General features: G+C 71.0%; 9 protein-coding genes. 6 read left to right on the top strand and 3 right to left on the bottom strand.

All coding sequences use genetic code 11. The annotated features are described in order from the left end of the window. Position 1: 1 nt before the first annotated feature. From CLV68_RS30570 to CLV68_RS34385, 5 genes are read left to right on the top strand one after another with little or no spacing between them, the layout of a single operon-like run. Positions 2 to 2,584: a SaeA-related protein gene (locus tag CLV68_RS30570; protein ID WP_121394468.1), complete on the top strand. Its 2,583-nt coding sequence runs from the start codon at positions 2 to 4 to the stop codon at positions 2,582 to 2,584. 16 nt (positions 2,585 to 2,600) lie between these two features. Continuing rightward, complete coding sequence (locus CLV68_RS30560) at positions 2,601 to 3,707, top strand: TRAFAC clade GTPase domain-containing protein (protein ID WP_147460229.1); 1,107 nt, start codon at positions 2,601 to 2,603, stop codon at positions 3,705 to 3,707. Then, complete coding sequence (locus CLV68_RS34390; RefSeq protein ID WP_170224678.1) at positions 3,704 to 5,926, top strand: GTPase-associated protein 1-related protein; 2,223 nt, start codon at positions 3,704 to 3,706, stop codon at positions 5,924 to 5,926. The genes CLV68_RS30560 and CLV68_RS34390 overlap by 4 nt, the downstream gene beginning before the upstream one ends. Continuing rightward, the gene (locus CLV68_RS30550; RefSeq protein ID WP_121394465.1) at positions 5,923 to 7,542 is read left to right on the top strand and encodes a TRAFAC clade GTPase domain-containing protein; all 1,620 of its coding nucleotides are present in this window, start codon (positions 5,923 to 5,925) and stop codon (positions 7,540 to 7,542) included. The genes CLV68_RS34390 and CLV68_RS30550 overlap by 4 nt, the downstream gene beginning before the upstream one ends. Next, positions 7,539 to 7,694, top strand: coding sequence for a hypothetical protein (locus CLV68_RS34385; protein ID WP_170224677.1), 156 nt, complete (start codon positions 7,539 to 7,541; stop codon positions 7,692 to 7,694). The genes CLV68_RS30550 and CLV68_RS34385 overlap by 4 nt, the downstream gene beginning before the upstream one ends. Positions 7,695 to 7,701: 7 nt before the next feature. On the opposite strand, the gene CLV68_RS34380 is transcribed toward CLV68_RS34385, so the two are convergent. Further along, positions 7,702 to 8,244 (bottom strand): nucleotide exchange factor GrpE, encoded by a 543-nt coding sequence (locus CLV68_RS34380; protein WP_170224676.1) that lies wholly within the window; start codon positions 8,242 to 8,244, stop codon positions 7,702 to 7,704. Between the two features lie 839 nt (positions 8,245 to 9,083). Between CLV68_RS34380 and CLV68_RS30540 the strand changes: the two genes are divergently transcribed. Next, entirely contained in the window at positions 9,084 to 12,590 is a 3,507-nt protein-coding gene (locus CLV68_RS30540) for a M20/M25/M40 family metallo-hydrolase (protein ID WP_246010194.1), read from the top strand. A gap of 80 nt (positions 12,591 to 12,670) precedes the next feature. Here CLV68_RS30540 and CLV68_RS30535 read toward each other — a convergent pair whose 3' ends face one another. Together CLV68_RS30535 and CLV68_RS30530 are read right to left on the bottom strand one after the other, a co-directional pair. Beyond that, positions 12,671 to 13,999, bottom strand: coding sequence for a hypothetical protein (locus CLV68_RS30535; RefSeq protein ID WP_121394462.1), 1,329 nt, complete (start codon positions 13,997 to 13,999; stop codon positions 12,671 to 12,673). Then, positions 13,996 to 19,479, bottom strand: a complete 5,484-nt coding sequence (locus CLV68_RS30530) for an SMC family protein (RefSeq protein WP_147460228.1) — start codon at positions 19,477 to 19,479, stop codon at positions 13,996 to 13,998. The genes CLV68_RS30535 and CLV68_RS30530 overlap by 4 nt, the downstream gene beginning before the upstream one ends. Between the last annotated feature and the right edge of the window lie 131 nt (positions 19,480 to 19,610).

Raw genomic sequence — 19,610 nt, 5'->3', positions numbered from 1 at the left:
CATGGCGGACTGGAAGCTCGACGAGGCGCTGCTGATCGAAGAGGTGATCGGCCCGGTCGGCGGGGGGTGGTCGCCGCTGCGCGATCTGTTCCGGGTCTACCAACTGCCCAGGGAGGTGTCCGACCAGCAGGTCATCGACGCCGCCCTCGCGGGCGTGCTCAAGGCGCTGAGCAGGTCGAAGATCAGCAAGTTCGGGGCGGCGTGCACGCGGGTGCGGACCTGCCACCCCGACGCGGAGAAGGTGTTGCGGGACCACAAGGCGCGTGCGGCGCACCGCGCCGACCTGGTCAAGCAGGACACCCGGTTGGCGGAGAGCCTGCGCCACCAGCTCAACGGCGCGCCCGGGCTCATCCCGGCCGACGTGGTCAAGCTGGTGCGGGAGTCGTCGGGGCGGCTGACCAGGTCGCGGGTGCGCGCCGTCCTGGCCACCGTGCAGGCCGCTGAGCGGGAGCCTGCTGTCGACCTGAGCGGGCCGCCGCCCCAGTGGACGAAGACCAAGGCGCACCTGGCCACCATCGGCCGGGCGGACCTGCTCACCTACCTCACCGAGACCGAGGGGCTGTCGGGTCAGCGGACGACCCTGGACCTGGTGGAGAAGCGGCGGCAGGGCCTGCGGGTGCACCGGGATCCGGCGAGCACGGCGGAGACCTCGCTGCTAGTGGCCATCAGGGGGTGGCTGGGCACTCCCGACGGCTTGGTCGCCGCGTTGCGCCACGAGGTCTTCGACGAGTTGCGCAAGGAGAAGGCTTACGGTTACGCGGAACTGCGCAAGGCTGTGTCCGCCGCGGCGAAGAGGCTGCGCACGCTCGGGGTCACCGACAGCGTCGACGACATCGCCTACGCCGTGTGGTGTGGCGGGGCGGGCGCCACGGCCGAGGCAGCTCTGACCTGGGAGTCCCAGTACACGGAGGCGGTGGGCGAACACCGGCTGCGCGACGCGCTCGCCGTGCTGTCGAACCAACCCAACCTCCCGGACCAGTGGCGGCGACGGCAGAACGAACTGGCCGCGACGCTGACCAACTACGACGAGGAACTCACCCGGGCCGCCGCGGCGGAGCAGGTCTCGCGGGAGGACGCGGCCGCCATCTACGCGAGGATCGGCCGCGACCTGTCCGATCCCCTGGTCGACGCCGGACTGCTGCGCTGCCCGCCCGCGGCCCCCCGCGCGGTAGAGACCTCCGCTGACGGCGAGCAGGTGGTGATCTCCTGGGAGTCGTCGTCGTCCACCGCGGGTCTTGTGACCTACCAGGTGCACCGCGGGGCGGGCGTGGTGGCCGACAGCGTCATCGCCACCACGTACGTCGACGCGAGGGCGCCAGCGGGGGAGGAGTTGACCTACCGCGTCACGACGCTGCGCGAGGGCGTGCCCGGTGGGAGTGCGTCGGGGAAACCGGTGTTCCTCACCAGGGACGTCGTCCGCCCCACCGCGACGAGCAGGTCGGACGCGGTCACCATCGACTGGGAACTTCCGGAGCGGGCCCTGGCGGTGCGGGTCACCCGCACCGATGACGAGGGCGGGGTGGCGCCCACCAGGGTGACCGACGTCGCCAAGACCGGGTTCACCGACCGGTCCGTGCGCCAGGGGACCACCTACACCTACCGCCTCCAGGTGGAGTACCGCAGCGGTGGCGGTGAGGTGCGCATGAGCAAGGGCACCCACGTGACCGTTGCCTGCCAACGGGTCCCCGTCGGCGTGACGGACCTGCGGGTGGACTTCGACGCCGACGGCCTGACCGCCGCGTGGACCCCGCCGCCGCACGGGGAGGTCGAGCTGCGGGTGCTCCCGCCGGAGGCGACCGCGCCCACCCAGCAGGTGGTCGAGCTCGGGGCGGCTCGCGCGGTCGGTGAGCTGCTGAAGTCCGCCGGGCACCGCACCGCGGGCAGCCTGCGGGCCAGGGCCGCCCAGGCGAGCGGGTACCGGGTGATCGTCGCGATCACCGTGCTCGGCGAGCTGGCGGCGTTCGGCACCGCGGTCGAGGTCGACAGCCGCGCGACGACGATCGGCGCGTTGGCCGCCAACCGCCGCGGGTCCGCGGTGCACCTGAGGTGGGAGTGGCCCGACGGCGCCACCGCGGCCAAGGTCGTGTGGCGCAGGGACAAGCGGCCGGTGTCCGCCGACGAACCCGGTCTGTCCACCATGGACCTCACGCGGGCAGCCTACGAGAGCGCGGGCGGTGTGACTGTCCACACCGGACAGGGCGGGGACTACTGGTTCGGCGTCTGCACGGCGACCGCGCACCGCGGTACCACGGTCCTCGGTCCGATGACCGCGTTGCACGAGACCGTCGTCGGCGAGGCGAGGTACTCCGTGCGCCGCGCGGGTCTGTTGAGCCGCAAGAGGGTCTTCGCGGTGGTCGGTACGACGGAGTTGCCCGTCGTCGTGCTGATGGCGAAGTCGGGGACGAAACCGACCGGGGCGGCCGACGGCGAGGAGATCGCCAGGACGCCTGCCGGGGACCTGACCGCGCAGACGACGTTCGACATCCCCGTGCACCTGCGGCGACCCGTGCACCTGCGGGCGTTCCCGGTGCCGTCGCAGTTGCGGCTGATCCCCACCGACGTGGCGAAACTGGTCATCGACTGACCGCAAGGAGCGCAGGTTGGCCTCTCTCACGTGTCCCTACTGCTGGAAGCAGTTCGCCAAGCGGGAACTGCGCCACCAGTGCGGCCAGGCGTGCCGGTCCGAGGCGAGGGTCTTCCCCGCGTCGGAGATGAAGAAGGGCGCCTGCCCGCACGGCCGTACCCCGCAGGCCAGGAGGTTGTGCCCGCACTGCGACAGGCAACTGCTCCGCGAGTACCTGGAGAGCTCGGGGACCTCGATCGCGGTGATCGGGTCCGCTGACGCGGGCAAGAGCACCTGGGTGGGCACGCTCATCCACGAGTTCATGAAGGGCGAGACCGGGGAGCGCTTCCCGGGGACCTCGCTCGACCTGCTCGGCGAGGACTCCAGGATCCGGTACGTGGAGAAGTTCGAGGTACCGCTGTACTCGGAGAACCGGACGGTCGACAAGACGCGCACCGCGGCGACGGACAAGCCGGAGCCGCTGATCTTCAGCATGCGCTTCCCCACGCGCTCGCTGATCGGCTCGTCCGCCGTGCGCCCCGTCGTCACCGCCTTCTACGACACCGCGGGCGAGGACGTCACCCGGTCGACCGGGATGGACCAGCTCAACGCCTACCTCAACGCCGCAGACGGGATCATCCTGCTGCTCGACCCGCTGCAGATGCGCGGCGCGCGCGAACGCGTCGACACCGCCGACCGCCCCGCCATCACCGAGCAGCTGCACGTGCTCAACCGGCTCAGCGAGCTGCTCAGGGAGGGCGGTAGGGGCTCGGTGGCCAAGAAGCTGGACACCCCGCTCGCGATCGCCCTGACCAAGGTGGATCTGCTGCGCGACACCTTCGGCGAGCAGTCCCCGCTGCGGACGCAGACCAGGCACGTCGGTCACTACAGCGAGGACGAGGGCATGGACATCCACGAGGACGTCCGCGCCTGGCTAGACCGGTGGTACGACCCGTCCTTCGACCGCAGCGTGGCCAACAACTTCGGCACCTACCGGTACTTCGGCCTCTCGGCGCTTGGTGCCGCCCCGGTCAGCCGGACGCAGCTGGCGCGCACCGGCGTGCACCCGTACCGGGTCGAGGACCCCATGTTGTGGCTGCTCAGCCGATTCCGCGCGATCAAGACCGTCCGAGGGAAGCGATGACCTTGCACCAACTGCACTACACGTCCTGCGAGCACGGCACCGAGGGCATCCAGGGGTTCCAGATCAGCGCGATCAGCGCGGGCGCGGACCGCGAGCTGACCGAGCTGGCGGTCAGGACGAGCACCTACGAGATCGGTCCCGAGTACGCCTCGGCGGCCGCCGACGCCCTCGACGCGGTCCCGGCCACCTTCGGCTACGTGCCGGTGGGCGGCCGCGGTGTCCTGTTCCTCAGCACCTACACCGGGGCCGACTACACGGGCCGGATGGGCAACTACTTCGCCCACGCGATCATGTCCGACGACATCGACCGCGACCTCGGCGGCGCGCTGCCGGTCGACCTGTGGCGCAGTCCGCTGTGGGTGTCCGAACACGCCGGTGGCGATCAGGTGCTGCCCGCCGTACCGCGGTTGGTCGCGGGCGCGGCGGACCCCCCGTCGGCGTCGGGCGACCTGCTGGCCAGGGTGGTCAGCGCGGTGCAGGCGGTGCTGACCACGGGTCGGGGGCGGGTGATCGTCGTGGTCGACGCACCGGGGGCCGCGGTTCCGCTGCTGGCGACCATCACCAGGTCGCTGCCGAGGTCGCTGGCCCTGCGGGTGTCGTTCCTGAGCTACTCGGCCCGGCCGGAGCGCCAAGAGGTCACGATCTGCGCCACCACCAGAGGCACCCGCCTGCCCACCTACGGGGACTTTGTCGTCGTCGACGCGACGGGTGGCACGGGCGACCAGGTGCCGGTGACGGCGTTCGCCGAGACGGTGCGCTCGCGGTGGGAGGGCCGCGGCGAACGCGGCCTGGCCGAGCTCGCCGAGCTCGCCGAACGGGTGTCGCCCCCGTTGGCCGCGGCCGAACTCGACACGTTCGCGGTGGTGGCGGACCTGGGTGCGCGCGGGCGGGTCGACGGGATCACCGAACCGGAGTTGCTCGCCTCGGTGACCATGGCGCTGACCAGGTTGCCCAAAGGGGTGTTCGGCGAACAAGCCTGGTCGGTGGTCGCGAGCCGGGCGGGCAGCGTCGGCATGTCCGACGTGGCCGGGTGGGCCGCTGTGCTGCGCGACCAGCCGCACGCGCCCCGGTCGCTGCTCCTCGCCTACTACGCGGCGGCGCTGGGTTCCGCTGATGGCACCTGGCTGCCCGCCCTCGCTCCCCGCGAGCTCGGCGAGGTCGTGCACGAGATCCTCGTCCCCAAGGTGATCGACGGGCTCGACCTCCCAGGCGACGTGCTCGCCCGCAGGCCGGAGATCGTGGACGCGCTCGTGGACGCGCTCGCCGCCGAGCTCACCCGACCCGGTGTCGCGCACCGCGTCTACGCGGGGATGACCAAGCGGACCGCGCAGGTCATCTCGGCCGCGGGCAGCGGGTCCCCCGCGGTGCGCGCGGCCACCGCCGTCGCGCTCGCCAGGCACGGCGAGGCCGATCCGGTGGACGTGCTGGCCGGGTTCGGCCGTGAACTCGGTCCTGACGCGGAGCCCGTCGCCCGGCTGCTGTGGCCGAACGGGCTCACGATCAAGGACGCCGTGCGCACCGTCCGGGGGCTGAACCCGGCGCTGCTCGCGGGCTCCGGGCTGTCGGCCCAGGCGGTCGCGCTCGTCGTCGCCGCGGTCCGCACCGGCAAGCTCGACAGCGAGATCACCAGGCTGGCAGGCGAACTCGCGGGCCAACCGCACCTCGACGGGGACACCGCGGCGGCGCTGGACGCCGTCAAGCTGATCGCCGCGGTCGACCGGGTCACGGCCAAGCAGGCCGAGGCGACGCCGATCCAGTCGGCCATCGCGGTGGCGCGGCGGGTCGACAGGGACCTCGCCCGGCTGGTGACCGACGCGGTCGCCAGCGCGCTGGTCCGGCTCCAGCCGAACCCCGCCTTCGGGATCATCCTCGGCGACGCCCTGCGCACCGGCGGCGACTCGTTGCGGACCGCCTACGAGGGCCACGCCGTGAAGGCGCTGGCCAAGATGAACCCGACCGCCGTGGCGAACGCGGTGCACGCGTGGGCGACCCTCGCCGACTCCACCACGCGGCGGCAGCTCGTCGAGCACACGCTGCCCAAGGCGGTGGGCAAGCGGGGGCGGCGCGACCTCGACCGGATCGGCGTCGCGCTGCTCGGCGCCGCGCGGGGCAGCCAGCCGCCCTCGCGCAGCACCAGTTGGCAGTCCTGGTGGAAGAACTGGCGCCGCAAGCACGAGCACGTGTCGATCTGGAGATCGCTGTTCGGGAGGAAGAAATGAGCGCCCTGCTGATCCTGGCGCTGTTCGTGGTGGGCGTCATGGTGTGCACCCCGGCGGCGTGGATCTCCGGGCTGGTCGGACTCGGCTACGGCGTCGTGTACTTCTTCATCGCCACCTGGTCGGGGTTCGCGCCGAGCGCGTCGACCGCGCACCTGCGCATGGAGCCGCCCGCCGAGAGCGAGAACGGCCCGGATCCGGCCTACCGCAGCTACTTCGCCGGTCCGATCCTGCGCGACCACTACCGCGTCGTCACCACCGCGGCGGTCACCTCGTGGCGGCGGGTGGTCGCCGCGGCCGCGGACGAGCAGCCCAGCGTCGTCATGAAGGTCAAGCGCTTCTCCCAACGCCTCGGGTCCGACTACCTGGTCGCCGCACTGCGGTTGCCGCTCTTCGTGGTCCGGATCGGGCTCACCGTCGGGGTCCTGGTCGGGTTCGTCCTGGTCGGTGTGATCTCGGTGGTGTTCACGGCGCTGGTGCTGGTGCTCGTGCTGGGTGCGTTGATCACGACCTACGTGTCCCGCGCGCTCGAACTGGGCGTCTTGCGCGTGCGGGGGATCACCATCGAGTGCCCCAGTTGCCACCACAAGGTGCTCAGGCCGGTCTTCCGGTGCTCCAGGTGCCAGGCCCGCCACCGCCGGTTGGTGCCGGGGGTGCGGGGTGTGTTCCGCAGGACCTGCCAGTGCCAGGCCACGTTGCCCACGCTCCTGGTGCTGGGCAAGGCGAACCTGGTGAGCCAGTGCGAGCAGCCCGACTGCCAGGCGGTGCTCCCGTCCAAGGCCCAGGCGATGGCGACGTTCCACGTCCCCGTCGTCGCCGGGCCTGCCGCTGGCAAGTCCGTCTACATGCACACCGCGGTCGCCAGGCTGATGTTCAACGAGGACAACAACGGCTTCGCCTTCGCCAGCGACGAAGCGCGCGACACCTTCGAACGCACCGTGGACCTCGGTGCTCGCGACGACCCGAACCAGGTGATGAAGACCGCGGTCGGGCGTCCCCGTGCCTACAACCTGCACGTCGGGCTGGGGTGGAAGAAGCGGATGCTCTACCTCTACGACGCCGCGGGCGAGATGAACGCCAGCGCCGACCACTTGGCGGACGCGCACTACCTGCTCCACACCAAGGGGGTCGTCTTCATCGTCGACCCGTTCTCGTTGCGCCCGGTCCGGTCCGCGGCACCGCGCACCACCCTGCGCTCGGCGAGCGCGTCGAGCGCGGACGCCAAGTCCGTGCTGGACAACTTCGTGCAGTCGCTGCAGGAGCACACCAACCGCGGCAGGACGAAGCGCTTCGACATCCGGGTGGCGGTGGTGATCACCAAGTCGGACATCCTGCGCACCGACAGCGAACTGGTGCACCCCTACCAGCACCTGTCCCCGACCAGTGACCGGGCGAGCAGGGACCAGGCGGCCAAGGACTGGCTGATCACCACCGGCGGCGGCCGCGACATGGTGAACTCGCTGGCCAACCACTTCCCCGCGGTGTCCTACTTCGTCGTCAGCTACCAGGACATGGTCGAGGTGGAGCCGAGGCCGGTCTCAGGCTCCACCGACCTCGTGGTCAACGACGACCCAGCCGAGCCGCTGCTGTGGCTCCTCGACCGGAGGGCGAGCGCGTGAACGACGATTCCGGTGACGTCTCGGAGATCCCCGCGGCGGTGGTCACCGGCAGGCGGGTGGCGCTCGCCCTGCTGCTGCTGGCGACCCTCGCCACCGCGGTGCTGGTGCTGGTGCTGCTCGACGCGTGGGCGACCAGGCCGCCTACGCTGTGAGCCGCGGTCAGGCGGTCCCGACGCGGTGGACGACGACCTGGGCGTACCTGATGGCGCGGTCGTCGAGGCGGTAGCCGGGGGCCTTGACCTCGGCAACCGTGGAGTCCAGGGCGGGGTCCTCGGTCGGCTCGGTGCCCGTGGCGTGGTGTTCCCTGCGGTCGAACTGCTCGCCGCGGTCGGGCGCGTACCGGGTGACCCCGAGCCGGTCGAGGATCATCTCGGCGTCCTCGGCCACCTCGTCGCACAGCACGGCCGCGGCAGGACCGGACTGCGACCGCAGCGCCGCGCCCCTGCGGCGCCAGTCGTCGGTGAGTTTGATCAGGTCGCGGATGACGGGGTCGAACACCCGCAGCGACTCGCCGCGGCGCAGGGCCTCGTTCTCGCGGTGCAACCGGTCGACCAACCCGTGCAGCGCCCCGGTCTCCGCCACGAGCTTGGCGACATCGGCCTGGATGGCGAGCAGGACACCGAGGTCGGCACCGGCATCCCCGCCCCGCCCCTCGGCCGCGTCGTCCCTGACGCCCGCGGTGTCGGCATCCACCTGCTCCACTGAACACCTCATTCGTTCGACCTGAAACGCTTGTAGGACAACAGTACTGGGCGTCGCGGGACAAATGGTGGACAGAAAGTGGCCGATCCCCCGCTCGCTGGGGCACCACCCCGAGCCGCGTGCCGGAGCGGGCCTTTCCCCGACGGGGCTTGGATTCCGGTGGCCAGGTCGGGTGACGGCTCGGACGCCCCGTGCGTCCGCGCACTCGGTCCACGTGGGACGGTGGCTGTCGTCTCGCCCACGGCTGTCGGGATCCAGGGAGGCATATCCTGGGCGATACATCCTAGATGACCGATATACAACTATATGCCCCGTTTCTGCGGTCGCGCTCGAATGTCTTGCCGGTGGGGCGTTCCCAGTTATGGCCGAGGTGGAGTTCGGGCACGCCGGCCCCATCGCGGCGATCCCCGCTCGGGGGCGGCGGTGGCGAGATCGCCGTCCTCGTCTGATGTCGTGGTGCTTTTGGAGCAGCGGCGGACGGAGTAACGGGACGTCCGGCGTCAAGATCTGGCGGCATCCGGGTCAATCTGGTGAGAACTTGTCCGGAAAGTCCGAAAAGTGCCGGGACTATTCGGTGAAAACGGTCTGAGCGGACACAACCCGTGGTCACGGCGGGTATGGATGATCTTGACAGTCCGAGTGGACCGGTACTGCGCCAGCCGAAGGACTTGCCAGATGTTGACAGTTGCGGCCCTGGGCTTTTGTTTTCCTTGACTCGCATTTGAGCAAGACCAATGCTTCAGCGCGCTCGGTGCTGTCCTATTCCTCCCCTGCGGTGTTCTGCCCACGAGGCGGGAGCCGGTCGTGCCGTGCGCAACCCTGCACAAAGGAGCATTCGGATGAAGCGCAGAACGATGGCGGCTGGTGTCGCCTTCGCCGTGCTGGCCGGGGGGACGGTCGCGTTGACCGTCAGCCCGGTGTTCGCCAGCCAAGGGCAGCAGGCCCAGGTCCAGGACCGCCAGGCACTGGCGATCTCGGCCGCCGACCGCGCCGCGAACAGCGGCCTGGACGCGCTGGCCAAGGGTCCGGACGAGGCTTACTCCCGCGACCTGGTCAACCCGTTCTTCAACGACCTGTACTCGGTTTCCTACCAGCGCAGCTACCGCGGCCTCCCGGTCGTCGGCGGCGACGCGACCGTCCTGGCCGACGGCCAGGGCCGCGTCCAGGCCGTGATGGCCGCGACCAAGTCGAAGGTGGCTGTCCCCTCCACCTCCGCCAGGGTCACCAAGGCCGCCGCCGAGCAGACCTCGCGCGGCCTGCAGGGCAAGACCACCAAGGTCGAGTCCTCGCGGCTGGTCGTCAAGGTCACCAACGACGCCCCCTCGCTCGCGTGGGAGCACCTGGTGGTCGGCTCCACCAAGGCGGGTGGCCCGAGCCACCTGACCGTCTGGGTCGACGCCAACTCCGGCGCGGTGCTGGACAAGGTCGAGGACGCCGCCCACGGCACGCTGAACAGCGAGTGGAACGGCAACGTCAACATCGACACCACCAACTCCGGTGGCACCTACCGCATGGTCGACCCGAACCGCCCGGGTCTGCAGTGTTCGGACTACTCGAACAACACCGTCTTCTCGAAGTCCTCCGACTCCTGGGGTACCGGCAACGCCACCTCCAAGGAGACCGGCTGCGGTGACCTGCTCTACGGCGCCCAGCAGGAGTGGAACATGCTCCGCGACTGGTTGGGTCGCAACGGCCACAACGGTTCCGGCCGCAGCTGGCCCGCCAAGGTCGGCCTGAACGAGCAGAACGCCTACTGGGACGGCTCGACCGTCACCATCGGCCGCAACGGGTCCAACAAGTGGATCGCGGGCATGGACGTCGTCGGCCACGAGTACGGCCACGGCATGGACCAGAACACCCCCGGCGGCACCTCGCAGGAGGCCGGGCTCGGTGAGGCGACCGGTGACATCTTCGGCGCGCTGACCGAGGCGTACGCCAACAACCCGAAGGACCCCGCGGACTACCTCGTCGGCGAGACGATCAACCTCGTCGGCAACGGCCCGATCCGCAACATGTACCAGCCGTCGCTGGTCAACAACGACCCCAACTGCTACAGCTCCTCGATCCCCAACACCGAGGTGCACAAGGCAGCGGGCCCGCTCAACCACTGGTTCTACCTGCTGGCTGAGGGCACCAACCCGGGCGGCGGCAAGCCGACCAGCCCGACCTGCAACAACACCACGCTGACCGGTGTCGGCATCCAGAACGCGGGCAAGATCTTCTACGGCGGCATGCTCCTCAAGACCTCGGGCATGACCCACCGCAAGTACCGCGTCGCCACCCTGACCTCGGCGAAGAACCTGGACGCGACCTGCGGTCTGTACAACAAGACCAAGGCCGCGTGGGACGCCATCACCCTGCCCGCGCAGACCGGTGAGCCGACCTGCACCCCGTCCGGCGGCAACGAGTTCTCCCTGTCGCTGAACCCGTCCTCGGGCTCCATCGCCAAGGGCAACTCGGGCACCTTCTCCGTCGCCACCCAGACCACCTCGGGTTCGGCGCAGAACGTGAACCTGTCCGCCTCGGGCCAGCCCAGCGGCGTGACCGTGTCGTTCTCGCCGACCTCGGTGCAGACCGGCGCTTCCTCGACCGCGACCGTGGCCGTCGCCTCGTCGGCGACCAACGGCACCTACACGATCACCGTGACCGCGGCGGGCGCTACCAGCCACACCGCGACCTACTCGCTGACCGTGACCGGTGGCACCGACCCGAACCCGAACCCGACCGCGCCGGACATCGACGTGGCCGCTGTCCAGGCGCACATCTCGCAGTTCGGCACGATCGCGTCGCAGAACGGTGGCAACCGCCGCGCCGGTAGCGCGGGCTACACCGCCTCCGTCGCCTACATCAAGGGCAAGCTGCAGGCCGCGGGCTACACCGTGGTCGAGCAGGTCTGCTCCTCCGGCTGCACCTACCGCTCGAACAACCTGATCGCGGACTGGCCCGGTGGCGACACCGCCCAGACCTACATGTTCGGTGCCCACCTCGACGGTGTGGCCGCGGGCCCCGGCATCAACGACAACGCCTCGGGCTCGGCGACCCTCCTCGAGGTCGCGCTCCAGCTCGCCGCCAAGAACCCGACCATGGCCAAGCACGTGCGCTTCGGTTGGTGGACTGACGAGGAGCAGGGCCTCAACGGCTCGAAGTTCTACGTGAACCAGCTGACGACCGCGCAGCGCTCGCAGATCAAGGGCTACTACAACTTCGACATGGTGGCCTCGGTCAACGGCGGCTACTTCATCAACAACATCAACACCGCCGTCGCGACCCCGCTCAAGGAGTACTGGACCTCGCTGAACCTGGCTCCCGAGGAGAACACCGAGGGCGCAGGCCGCTCGGACGACTACTCGTTCCAGAACGCGGGCATCCCGTCCTCCGGCTACGCCTCCGGTGCCTCGGCCCGCAAGACCTCGGCCCAGGCGCAGAAGTGGGGCGGCACCGCCAACGGTGCGTACGACCCCTGCTACCACAGCTCGTGCGACACGGTGAACAACATCAGCGCGACGCACCTGAACCGGTCCGCTGACGGCGTCGCCTACGCGATCTGGAAGCAGGCCGTCGGCACCACGCCGAACCCGACCAACGACTTCTCCGTGTCGTTGAGCCCGACGTCCGCGTCGGTCCAGCCGGGCGGCTCCACCACCACGACGGTGTCGACCCAGACCACCTCCGGTTCGGCGCAGAACGTCACCCTGTCGGCCACCGGCGCCCCCACCGGCGTCACCGTGTCCTTCAACCCGAGCTCGGTGCAGACCGGCGCCTCCTCCACCGCGACGATCAACGTCGGTTCCTCGGTGGCGGCGGGCAACTACCCGATCACCATCTCCGGTGTCGGCTCCGCCACCCGCTCGGCGACGTTCACCCTGACCGTCGGCAGCACCAACCCGGGCAACTGCACCGGCTCGAACGTCATCGTCAACGGCGGCTTCGAGTCCGGCACCACGCCGTGGACCACCACCTCCGGTGTCCGCGACAGCAGCGCCCAGGAAGCGGCCCGCACCGGTAGCTGGAAGGCGTGGCTCAACGGCTGGGGCTCCACCCGCACCGACAGCGCCGCGCAGACCGTCACCATCCCGGCGGGCTGCTCCAACTCGACGCTGACCTACTGGCTGAAGATCACCACCAACGAGACCGAGAACGTGGTCTACGACCGCCTCACCGTCACGGTGAACGGCACGTCGGTCGCCACGTACTCGAACGTCAACGCCGGTGGCGGCTACATCCAGCGCACCGTCAACGTCGGCTCGTACGCGGGCCAGTCGGTCACCATCAAGTTCAACGGAGTCGAGGACGCCAGTCTCCAGACCAGCTTCCTCATCGACGACGTGGCACTGCAGACCAGCTGACCGGGCAGGACAACTGAATAGGTAGTGCCGCTGGAGCGGGGTGGGGCCCTTGGGTCCCACCCCGCTTCGCTGGGTCCTGGTCAGGACGCGATGAGGCAGGTCAGTTCCGCCAGCTCGTCGTCGTCGAGGGCCTGCAGGTGCGCGAGCGCGTTGCGCGTCCTGCGGAGGCAGAGCAGCAGCTTGCGCTGGGCGTGCGACACGGTGACCCGCCGCGAACTCACCAACCACCACATCTGCCCGAGTTCGAGCGCGTTGGCCGGGGAGCGCCCGTTGGTGCGGGGGGTCGCCCCGGAGTCGAGCTCGGCGAGGACCGACTTGCTCGCCCGGGCCAGGACGACCCGCTCCAGCAGCGCGCGGTGCTCGTCGACCACCGGCATCAACGCCCGGTTCTGCCCGCGCCACACCAGCGCCCCGAGGTCGACCCCCCGGTCCGCGGCCGGGCTGGTCCTCGCCTGCCCCTCCCAGAGGTCCAGCAGGCCCGATGACCAGGCGGCTCGCATCGGCAGTGGCGGTCGGTCGCGGCCGTGCCCGTGCTCAGCGCTCGACGGCACGTCGGACGCGGTGTAGGCCAGCCCGGCCACCTGCTGGGGCAGGCGGGCCATCGCCCCGTCCCACGACCGGGCCAGCCAGTCCGCCAGCACCAGGTCGGGACCCGCTACCTCGGCGATGACCTCCCGGGTCACCCGCTCCCGCAGCCACCCGGCATCGTTGCCACGGCCCCTGCGGACCCTCGCGACGACGACGGCGGTGTCCAACCTGTCCTTGACGCCCCACCACCAGTGCGTGCGGGTCGTCACCGGATCGAGGGTGCTCGCGACCAGGTCCTCCGGTCGCGCGGCCACCAGCAGCCGCGGTCGGTCGCCGGGTGCCTGCCCCTGTTCCTTGACCAGCGCGGGCAACCGGCTGAGCAGCGTGCTCGTGCCAGGGCGGTCGTGCTCGTGCCACGCGCTGAGCACGACCACCGCGCCGCGCAGCTCCGGTGAACGGACGGCGGAGAGCAGCGGGTCCACCCCCGGCTCGGCCGTCGCCCCGCACAACGCGAGTACCCGCTCGATCACCGGATCGGCGTCCGCGACGGGCTCGTCGTACCGCGCGGGCGAGGCGCCGTCGATCTTCAACAGGCTGAACGACCCCTTCGCCCAGTCCGGCGGTGCGGTCGAACCCGACACCGGCTCGACCCGGGTCCGCGCGGGCCCACCCGGCGCCCGCGTCGCGACGGGTGCCGGGACCCGCATGCTGTCGGAGCGCGCCGCGAGCCGGTCGAGCAGCTCGTCCGCCGTTCCCGACCGGACCAGGTCGTCGGGCACCACCCACAGGCAGCTGAGCCCGGCGTCGAGGTCCGCGCTCACCGCGTCCAGGTGGCCGCGCACCCCCGGCAGCGTCCACATGTCCCAGTACGCCGAGCTCACGTCGCGCCGACAACGGTGAGCAGGCACCGGTGCACCACCCGGTCCAGGGCGACGCCGTTGTCGTCCTCGTCGAGGATGCCGAGCCGGGACATCTCGTCGAGCATCGCGGTCACCTCGGGCAGTTCCAGGTTCAGCACGGACGCCACATCTGCGGGCGAGGTCGAGTCGCCCGGGTTGACGTACTGCGCCCACAGGCCCGCCCGCTCGACCAGTTCGGTGGTGAGCCCGGCGCGGTCCAGTTGTTTGCGCGCGCTGTCGGCGTCGTCGAACAGGTTCCGGATCCGGTCGAGCGCGCCGCGGCGGTCGTAGCGGCCGCTGGCGATCGTGGCGATGACGAGTTCGACCAGCTCCGGCCAGCCGCCGGTCGCCTCGACCAGCTCCGCCCGGGTGGTCGGGACGTCGAACGGCGACTCCGGCCAGCTGCGCAGGTCGCTTGCCGTCCAGCGCTCCGGGCGGGTCCACGGGCTGTCGGCCTCCTCCGCGGCGAGGTCGGCCTGACCGGGGTCGACGAGCAGGATCGAGGTCGACTTGGCCTTCGCCAGGCGCTGGGCCGCCTCCCGCACCTCGCGGGCGGGCTTCCCGCGCAGATCCGTCAGCAGCACCACCCCTGCTCCGTGCGCCCGGTCCGACACGGCCTTGACGACCGCGCCGACGGACTCCAGCCGCTTGATGCTGTTGCCGCGGGGTTTCACGTACGCCGTCACCGCGTCGGCGACTCGGTCGACGCCCAGCGCGACCGTCCCGGTCAGTACCGACACCGTCTGCTTCCTGACCAGGTCCGCGAGTTGGCCGTCGGTGAGCGGGCTGCGCAGCTGCGTGCCGTCCGCCACGTCGAGCACCATGCGCGCTTCCCGGGGGTTGTACTCGTACGGGAGGTCGAAGTCGGTTCCGAGCAACTCGCGTTCCAGGCTCGCCTTGGTGCCCAGCATGTTCACCACGTTCGGGCTGCGCACCGCGTACCTGTCCTCGCCCTGCAGCTTGATCAGCAGGCCGAGGCCGACCATCTCGTTGAGGTAGACCGTGACCTGGGGGACAGTGAGTTCGTCGAAGCCCGCGGGCCAGCGCAGCCGCGCCTCGCGCAACAGGGTCTCCGGGTCGTAGACGGCGCCGAACCGGTCCGCCAGGCTCAGCAGGGCCGCCACCAGCGCCAGCACCCGGTAGCGGTCCTCCAAGTTGATGGTGATGCGCAGCCGGTCGGTGATCAGCCCGCGCACCCGGTCACTGGCGGCGACCGCCTCCACATCGTCCTCAGTGATCTTGATCGGCACCTTCGCCGAGCCTGCCCGCGCGGCACGGGTGTGCAGGCTGGTGACCAGTTCGTCGCAGAAGATCTGGATGAGGCTCGCCTGGTAGTTGGTGGCCGAGAGCAGCCGCCACACCAGCTCCGGCCGGTCGAAGGCGAAGCCGAGCGCCGCCATCGGCTCGGTGACCAGCCTGCCCGCGTCGTGCGGCGCGAGCGGTCCGATGAGGATGTCCGGGCCGCCTTGGGCCACCGGCACGTTGGGCAGGTGCCCGAACCGCTGCACCTGGTGCAGGCCGGCGAAGATGACCTTGAACCGCCGCTCGGTCGCCTCCATGAGGTCCTTGAGCCGCAACATGTTCGGGAAGTGCGCGACCCCGCCCGGGGTCGGCACGCCGCGGGAGTCGGCGGTCAGGAAGGCATCGGACTCGTCGGCGAGCAGGAGCAGCCGCCGTCCCGGGTTCTCCTCGAGCCAGCGGCGGACCTGGCTCACCACGACCTCGGCGGGCGGGTCGTCGGAGACCTTGCCGTCGAGGACCTGCTCCGCCTTGAGCAGGGCGGCCAGTTCCCGCCAGATCCGGCTCGCCGGTTCGGCCTCGCCGATGCCGCGGCCCTTGAGGTCGAGGTAGACCGCTCGGCGGTGCTCGTCGTTGAAGGTGGCCTCGATCCGGCGCAGCAGCGCGGACTTCCCCAATTGTCTACCGCCGTAGACGAAGAGGCCGCCGTGCGCGTCGACCAGTTGGGAGATCTCCCGGTCCCGGCCGACGAACACCTCCGGGGGAACCAGACCGGCCACGAACGGCGTGTACGGGTTGAACGCGGTCCACGGCAGGGTCACCCGCTGGGTGGCGCGCCACGAACCGGGCGCGGTCGCCGCGACCCACCCCAGCACGGCCGGGTCCACCACCAGGGCCTGCACCTGGCTCGCCGCCGACTGCGCGGCCAGCGCCCGCCTGGTGGTCAAGCCCATCGGGTGCAGGTATAGCACCACGTTCGCCATGCCGACGTTCTCGGCGGCCAGCACGTCCAGCAACGACCGGCCGGTCTGCTCCTCGGTGACGACGGTGACCGAGTAGGTCGCCGCCGCCGAGCCGAGCGCCGCCACGTACGAGCCGTCGCTGGGCGTGCCGCGCAGCTGGAACCGGCGGTACCCCATCCTCCCGTTGGACGACGGGACGATGGACCGGAGTTCGACGCGCAGGCCGAGCGTGCGCAGGACCTCCCGGACCACCCCGGTGATCTTGTCCCCGGAGTGCTGGCGCGTGTTGCGCAGCGAGTCCCACGCGCGCACCCCGCTGCTGCCGCCCTCCGCGAGCGCCGACCCGTCCGCCGCCAGCTGGGCCCACTCGAGCACCCGCGACGACTTGCCGGTGAGCCGCATCGCGTCGCCCCGGCGCAGCAGGTCGACGAAGGCATCGACGTCGCGCGCGGGGGCCTTCGCCTCGGGTAGCGGCTCCCCGGCCCGGATGAACGACACGAACTCGGTCGCGGTCACGGTGTCACCATCGGACAGGCACGTCTCGATGCGGGCGAGGTCGGACGGGGAGACCTGGTGGCCCCGCAGGTCGGCGCGCAGCTCGGCCACCCGGACGCGCTCGCGCTCGGCCAGGGTCCCGGTGAGCGCGGCCAGGTCCGCGGTGGCGATGTCGAAGCGCTGCCCGGCAACGGTCGTCAAGGCCTCCACGGCGCGCGCGGCCTCGTTCTCCGCCTCGGCACCGAGCAGGTTCTGCCTGCGGACCCGCTCGAACAGGCCGCGCGCACGGGCGAAGTCCTCGCGGTGCTTCCTGGTCCAGTTCGCGATCGCGGCGGCCACGACTTCCTGTGGCGGTGCCGCGGACGCGGGCTGCCACCTGCCTTCCTCGGCCAGCTGGACCAGCCGGTTGGCGCGCTGGAAATCCCCGTTCGCGCAGTGCGTGGCCAGCGCGGCGTCCAGGTCGAGCGGATGGCCCAGTCCCGCCAGCACCTGCGCTGTGCGCGGGTTCGCCCGGTCGGGCTTGCCCGTGCTGTCCCAGGGCAACTCGGAGAGCCCGAGCAGGACGTCGGTGCTGGGCTCGGGAATGCCGGACAACAGGGTGGCATCGCTCGGCTGGGCTGGTTGTGGATCCAGCAGCCACTGCCGGAACAGCGACAGCGCCGCGCCCGCCATGCCCGGCGGCGGTTGTGCCGCCGCGGCGGCGGCGAGCGCGTCGATCAGCCGCGTCGTGTCGGTGTCGCCGTCGCGTTCGGCCGCGGCGAGGCGCAGGGTGATCGCGTCCGCCGCGTCGACGACCTGGCGCACCTCGTCGATGGCGCGCAGCAGGGTCCGCCTGGCGGTGGCGACGATCGGTTCACGGGCCTGCTTCGGCCCGCGCATCGCCATGTCGGCTTCCTCGATGAGCTGGTCGGTGCGGTGGGGGTCGCGCAGGTCGGCGGCGATCGCGGCGAGCCTGTGCCCGGTGGAGTGGCCCTCGGCCCACGCGCACACCGCCGCGAGTGCCTCCGCCAGCGGTTGTCCGTTCTGCATGAGGCGCTGCAGCACCCGAGTTGCCCGGTGCAGGGTGTTCCGGCGGCGGGGCATCTCCTCGATGAGCGCGGCGGCCCGCGCGCCCAACTCGGCCCGGGCGTCGGCCGCGTTCTCCACCGGGGCCGACGCGTCCGCGCGGTGGTCGGCCAGCCTGCCGCCGCGGACAGCGGCGACGCAGGCGGTGATCAGGGCGGGCCAGGGTTCGGCCAGCGCGTTCTCCGCCACCTGCTGCCCGGGCACCGTCTGGCACCACCCAGCGACCATGCTCGCCCGCAACGCCGCCGTGGCCGCGATGACCGCCGCGTCCGTGTCGTTGGCCAGTGCGTGGACGTCGAGGTTCATCGCGGACAGGACGGCTGTGGCGTCGGCGGTGCCGTGGGTGGCGTACGCGGCCGCGGCCAGGCGCAGTACCTCGGCGCGGATGTCGTCCTCGCTCGACATCGCGGTCACCCAGTAGGCCTCCGCGAGCTTGCCCGCGGCCGCCAGACCGACCGCGAGCGGGGGTTCTCCTTCCTCCCAGGGGAATGCCTGTTCGAACTCCCCGGCGGTTATGCCTTCCTCGGGTTCGGCGTGATCAGCTGGCTCGGTCGTCGGGCGGGTTGGCGGGGCGGGTACGTCCGGCGGGACCTCCGGCACCCGCACTTCCACGGAGTCGGACACAGTGGTCGGTGCCGCGGCGACCGTGGAGGTGGCAGCCACCGGCTGTTCCGGCTCTGGCGCTGTGTGCTCTGGTGCGGTGTGCTCTGGCTCTGATGAGGCCGGTTCCGGCTCCACCGTGGCGGGCTCACCCAGAAGCCTCGCGCGTTCCGCGCGCAGTTCCGCCAATCCGCGCGCCAGTGACTCCGCCGCAGGACCGCTCGATCGGGCCATCGGCTCCAGCAAGGCGATCTGCCTGTCGAGTTCGCCCACCTGGCTGGTCAGCGCCGCGGCCTCCTGGTGGCGCAGCCAGGCGCGGGCGTCGGCCAGCGCCTCCTCGACCGCGCGCAGGTCCGACTCCGGGCCGATCTCGACCACTTCCCGCACTGCGGTGATGACCTGGTCGCGTTGAGCGGTGTAGTCGGCCAGTTCGCCGCCAAGGTCACCGGTCAGCGGCTCGCCCGCCAGCACCGCTTTCGCCGCGGCGCCCACCAGGTCGCCCACCCGGTTCGCGATCTCCCGCAGGGACAGCAGTTGCTCGACGGCCGCCCCGATCAGCTCGTCGGTGCAGGTCGCGTTGATCCGGTGCGCGGCTACCGGCCCGGAGTCGTCCGCGGCGGCGACTTTCGGTTCACCCAACAGGCTGGAACCGAGATCGGGGTCTGCCTCGGGGAGGTTCCAGAGGCGTGATTCCAATTCCTCGCGGTTTGCCCTCGCGCGCGGGCTGGCGGTGTAGTCGCCGAGCAGGAGGCCGTAGAGCACCAACCGCCCGAAGGGGTTGGGCAGTGCGGTCAACATATCGCCGAGTTCGCCCGTGGCCGGATTTGCGACCGCTTCCTCGTTGAATCCGAACTCGTCGACCAACAGGTCGGAGACGACGCCGGGGGCGGCGACCGCGAACTGGGCGAGGGTGGCCGCGGGCGTCTTGCCGATCCAGGCCCGGACAGCGCGCAGTTCGCGCCTGGTCGCCCGGGTTCCCATGCTGTTCGCTGGAACCTGGGCGGCCACGCGCAGGGGGGCGCACAGGGTGATCAGCACACCGAGGTCCGGATCGGACAGCGCTTTCAACCACGAGCGGAAGTCGTTCGACACTGTGCTCACATTCCCAGTTGTACCCGGTTGGTGCGACGTCCGGACAGGTACCCCCGATTGTCATTGTCGACCGCCGCGAGATTCACTCTGCCGGAGTAGTAACGTTCTTTTGGTGCGTGCGACAGGCCCTGGGATGGCGA

The organism is Actinokineospora cianjurensis, from assembly GCF_003663795.1.
Classification (GTDB): Bacteria; Actinomycetota; Actinomycetes; order Mycobacteriales; family Pseudonocardiaceae; genus Actinokineospora; species Actinokineospora terrae.
This window is presented reverse-complemented; position numbering and strand designations above follow the sequence as displayed.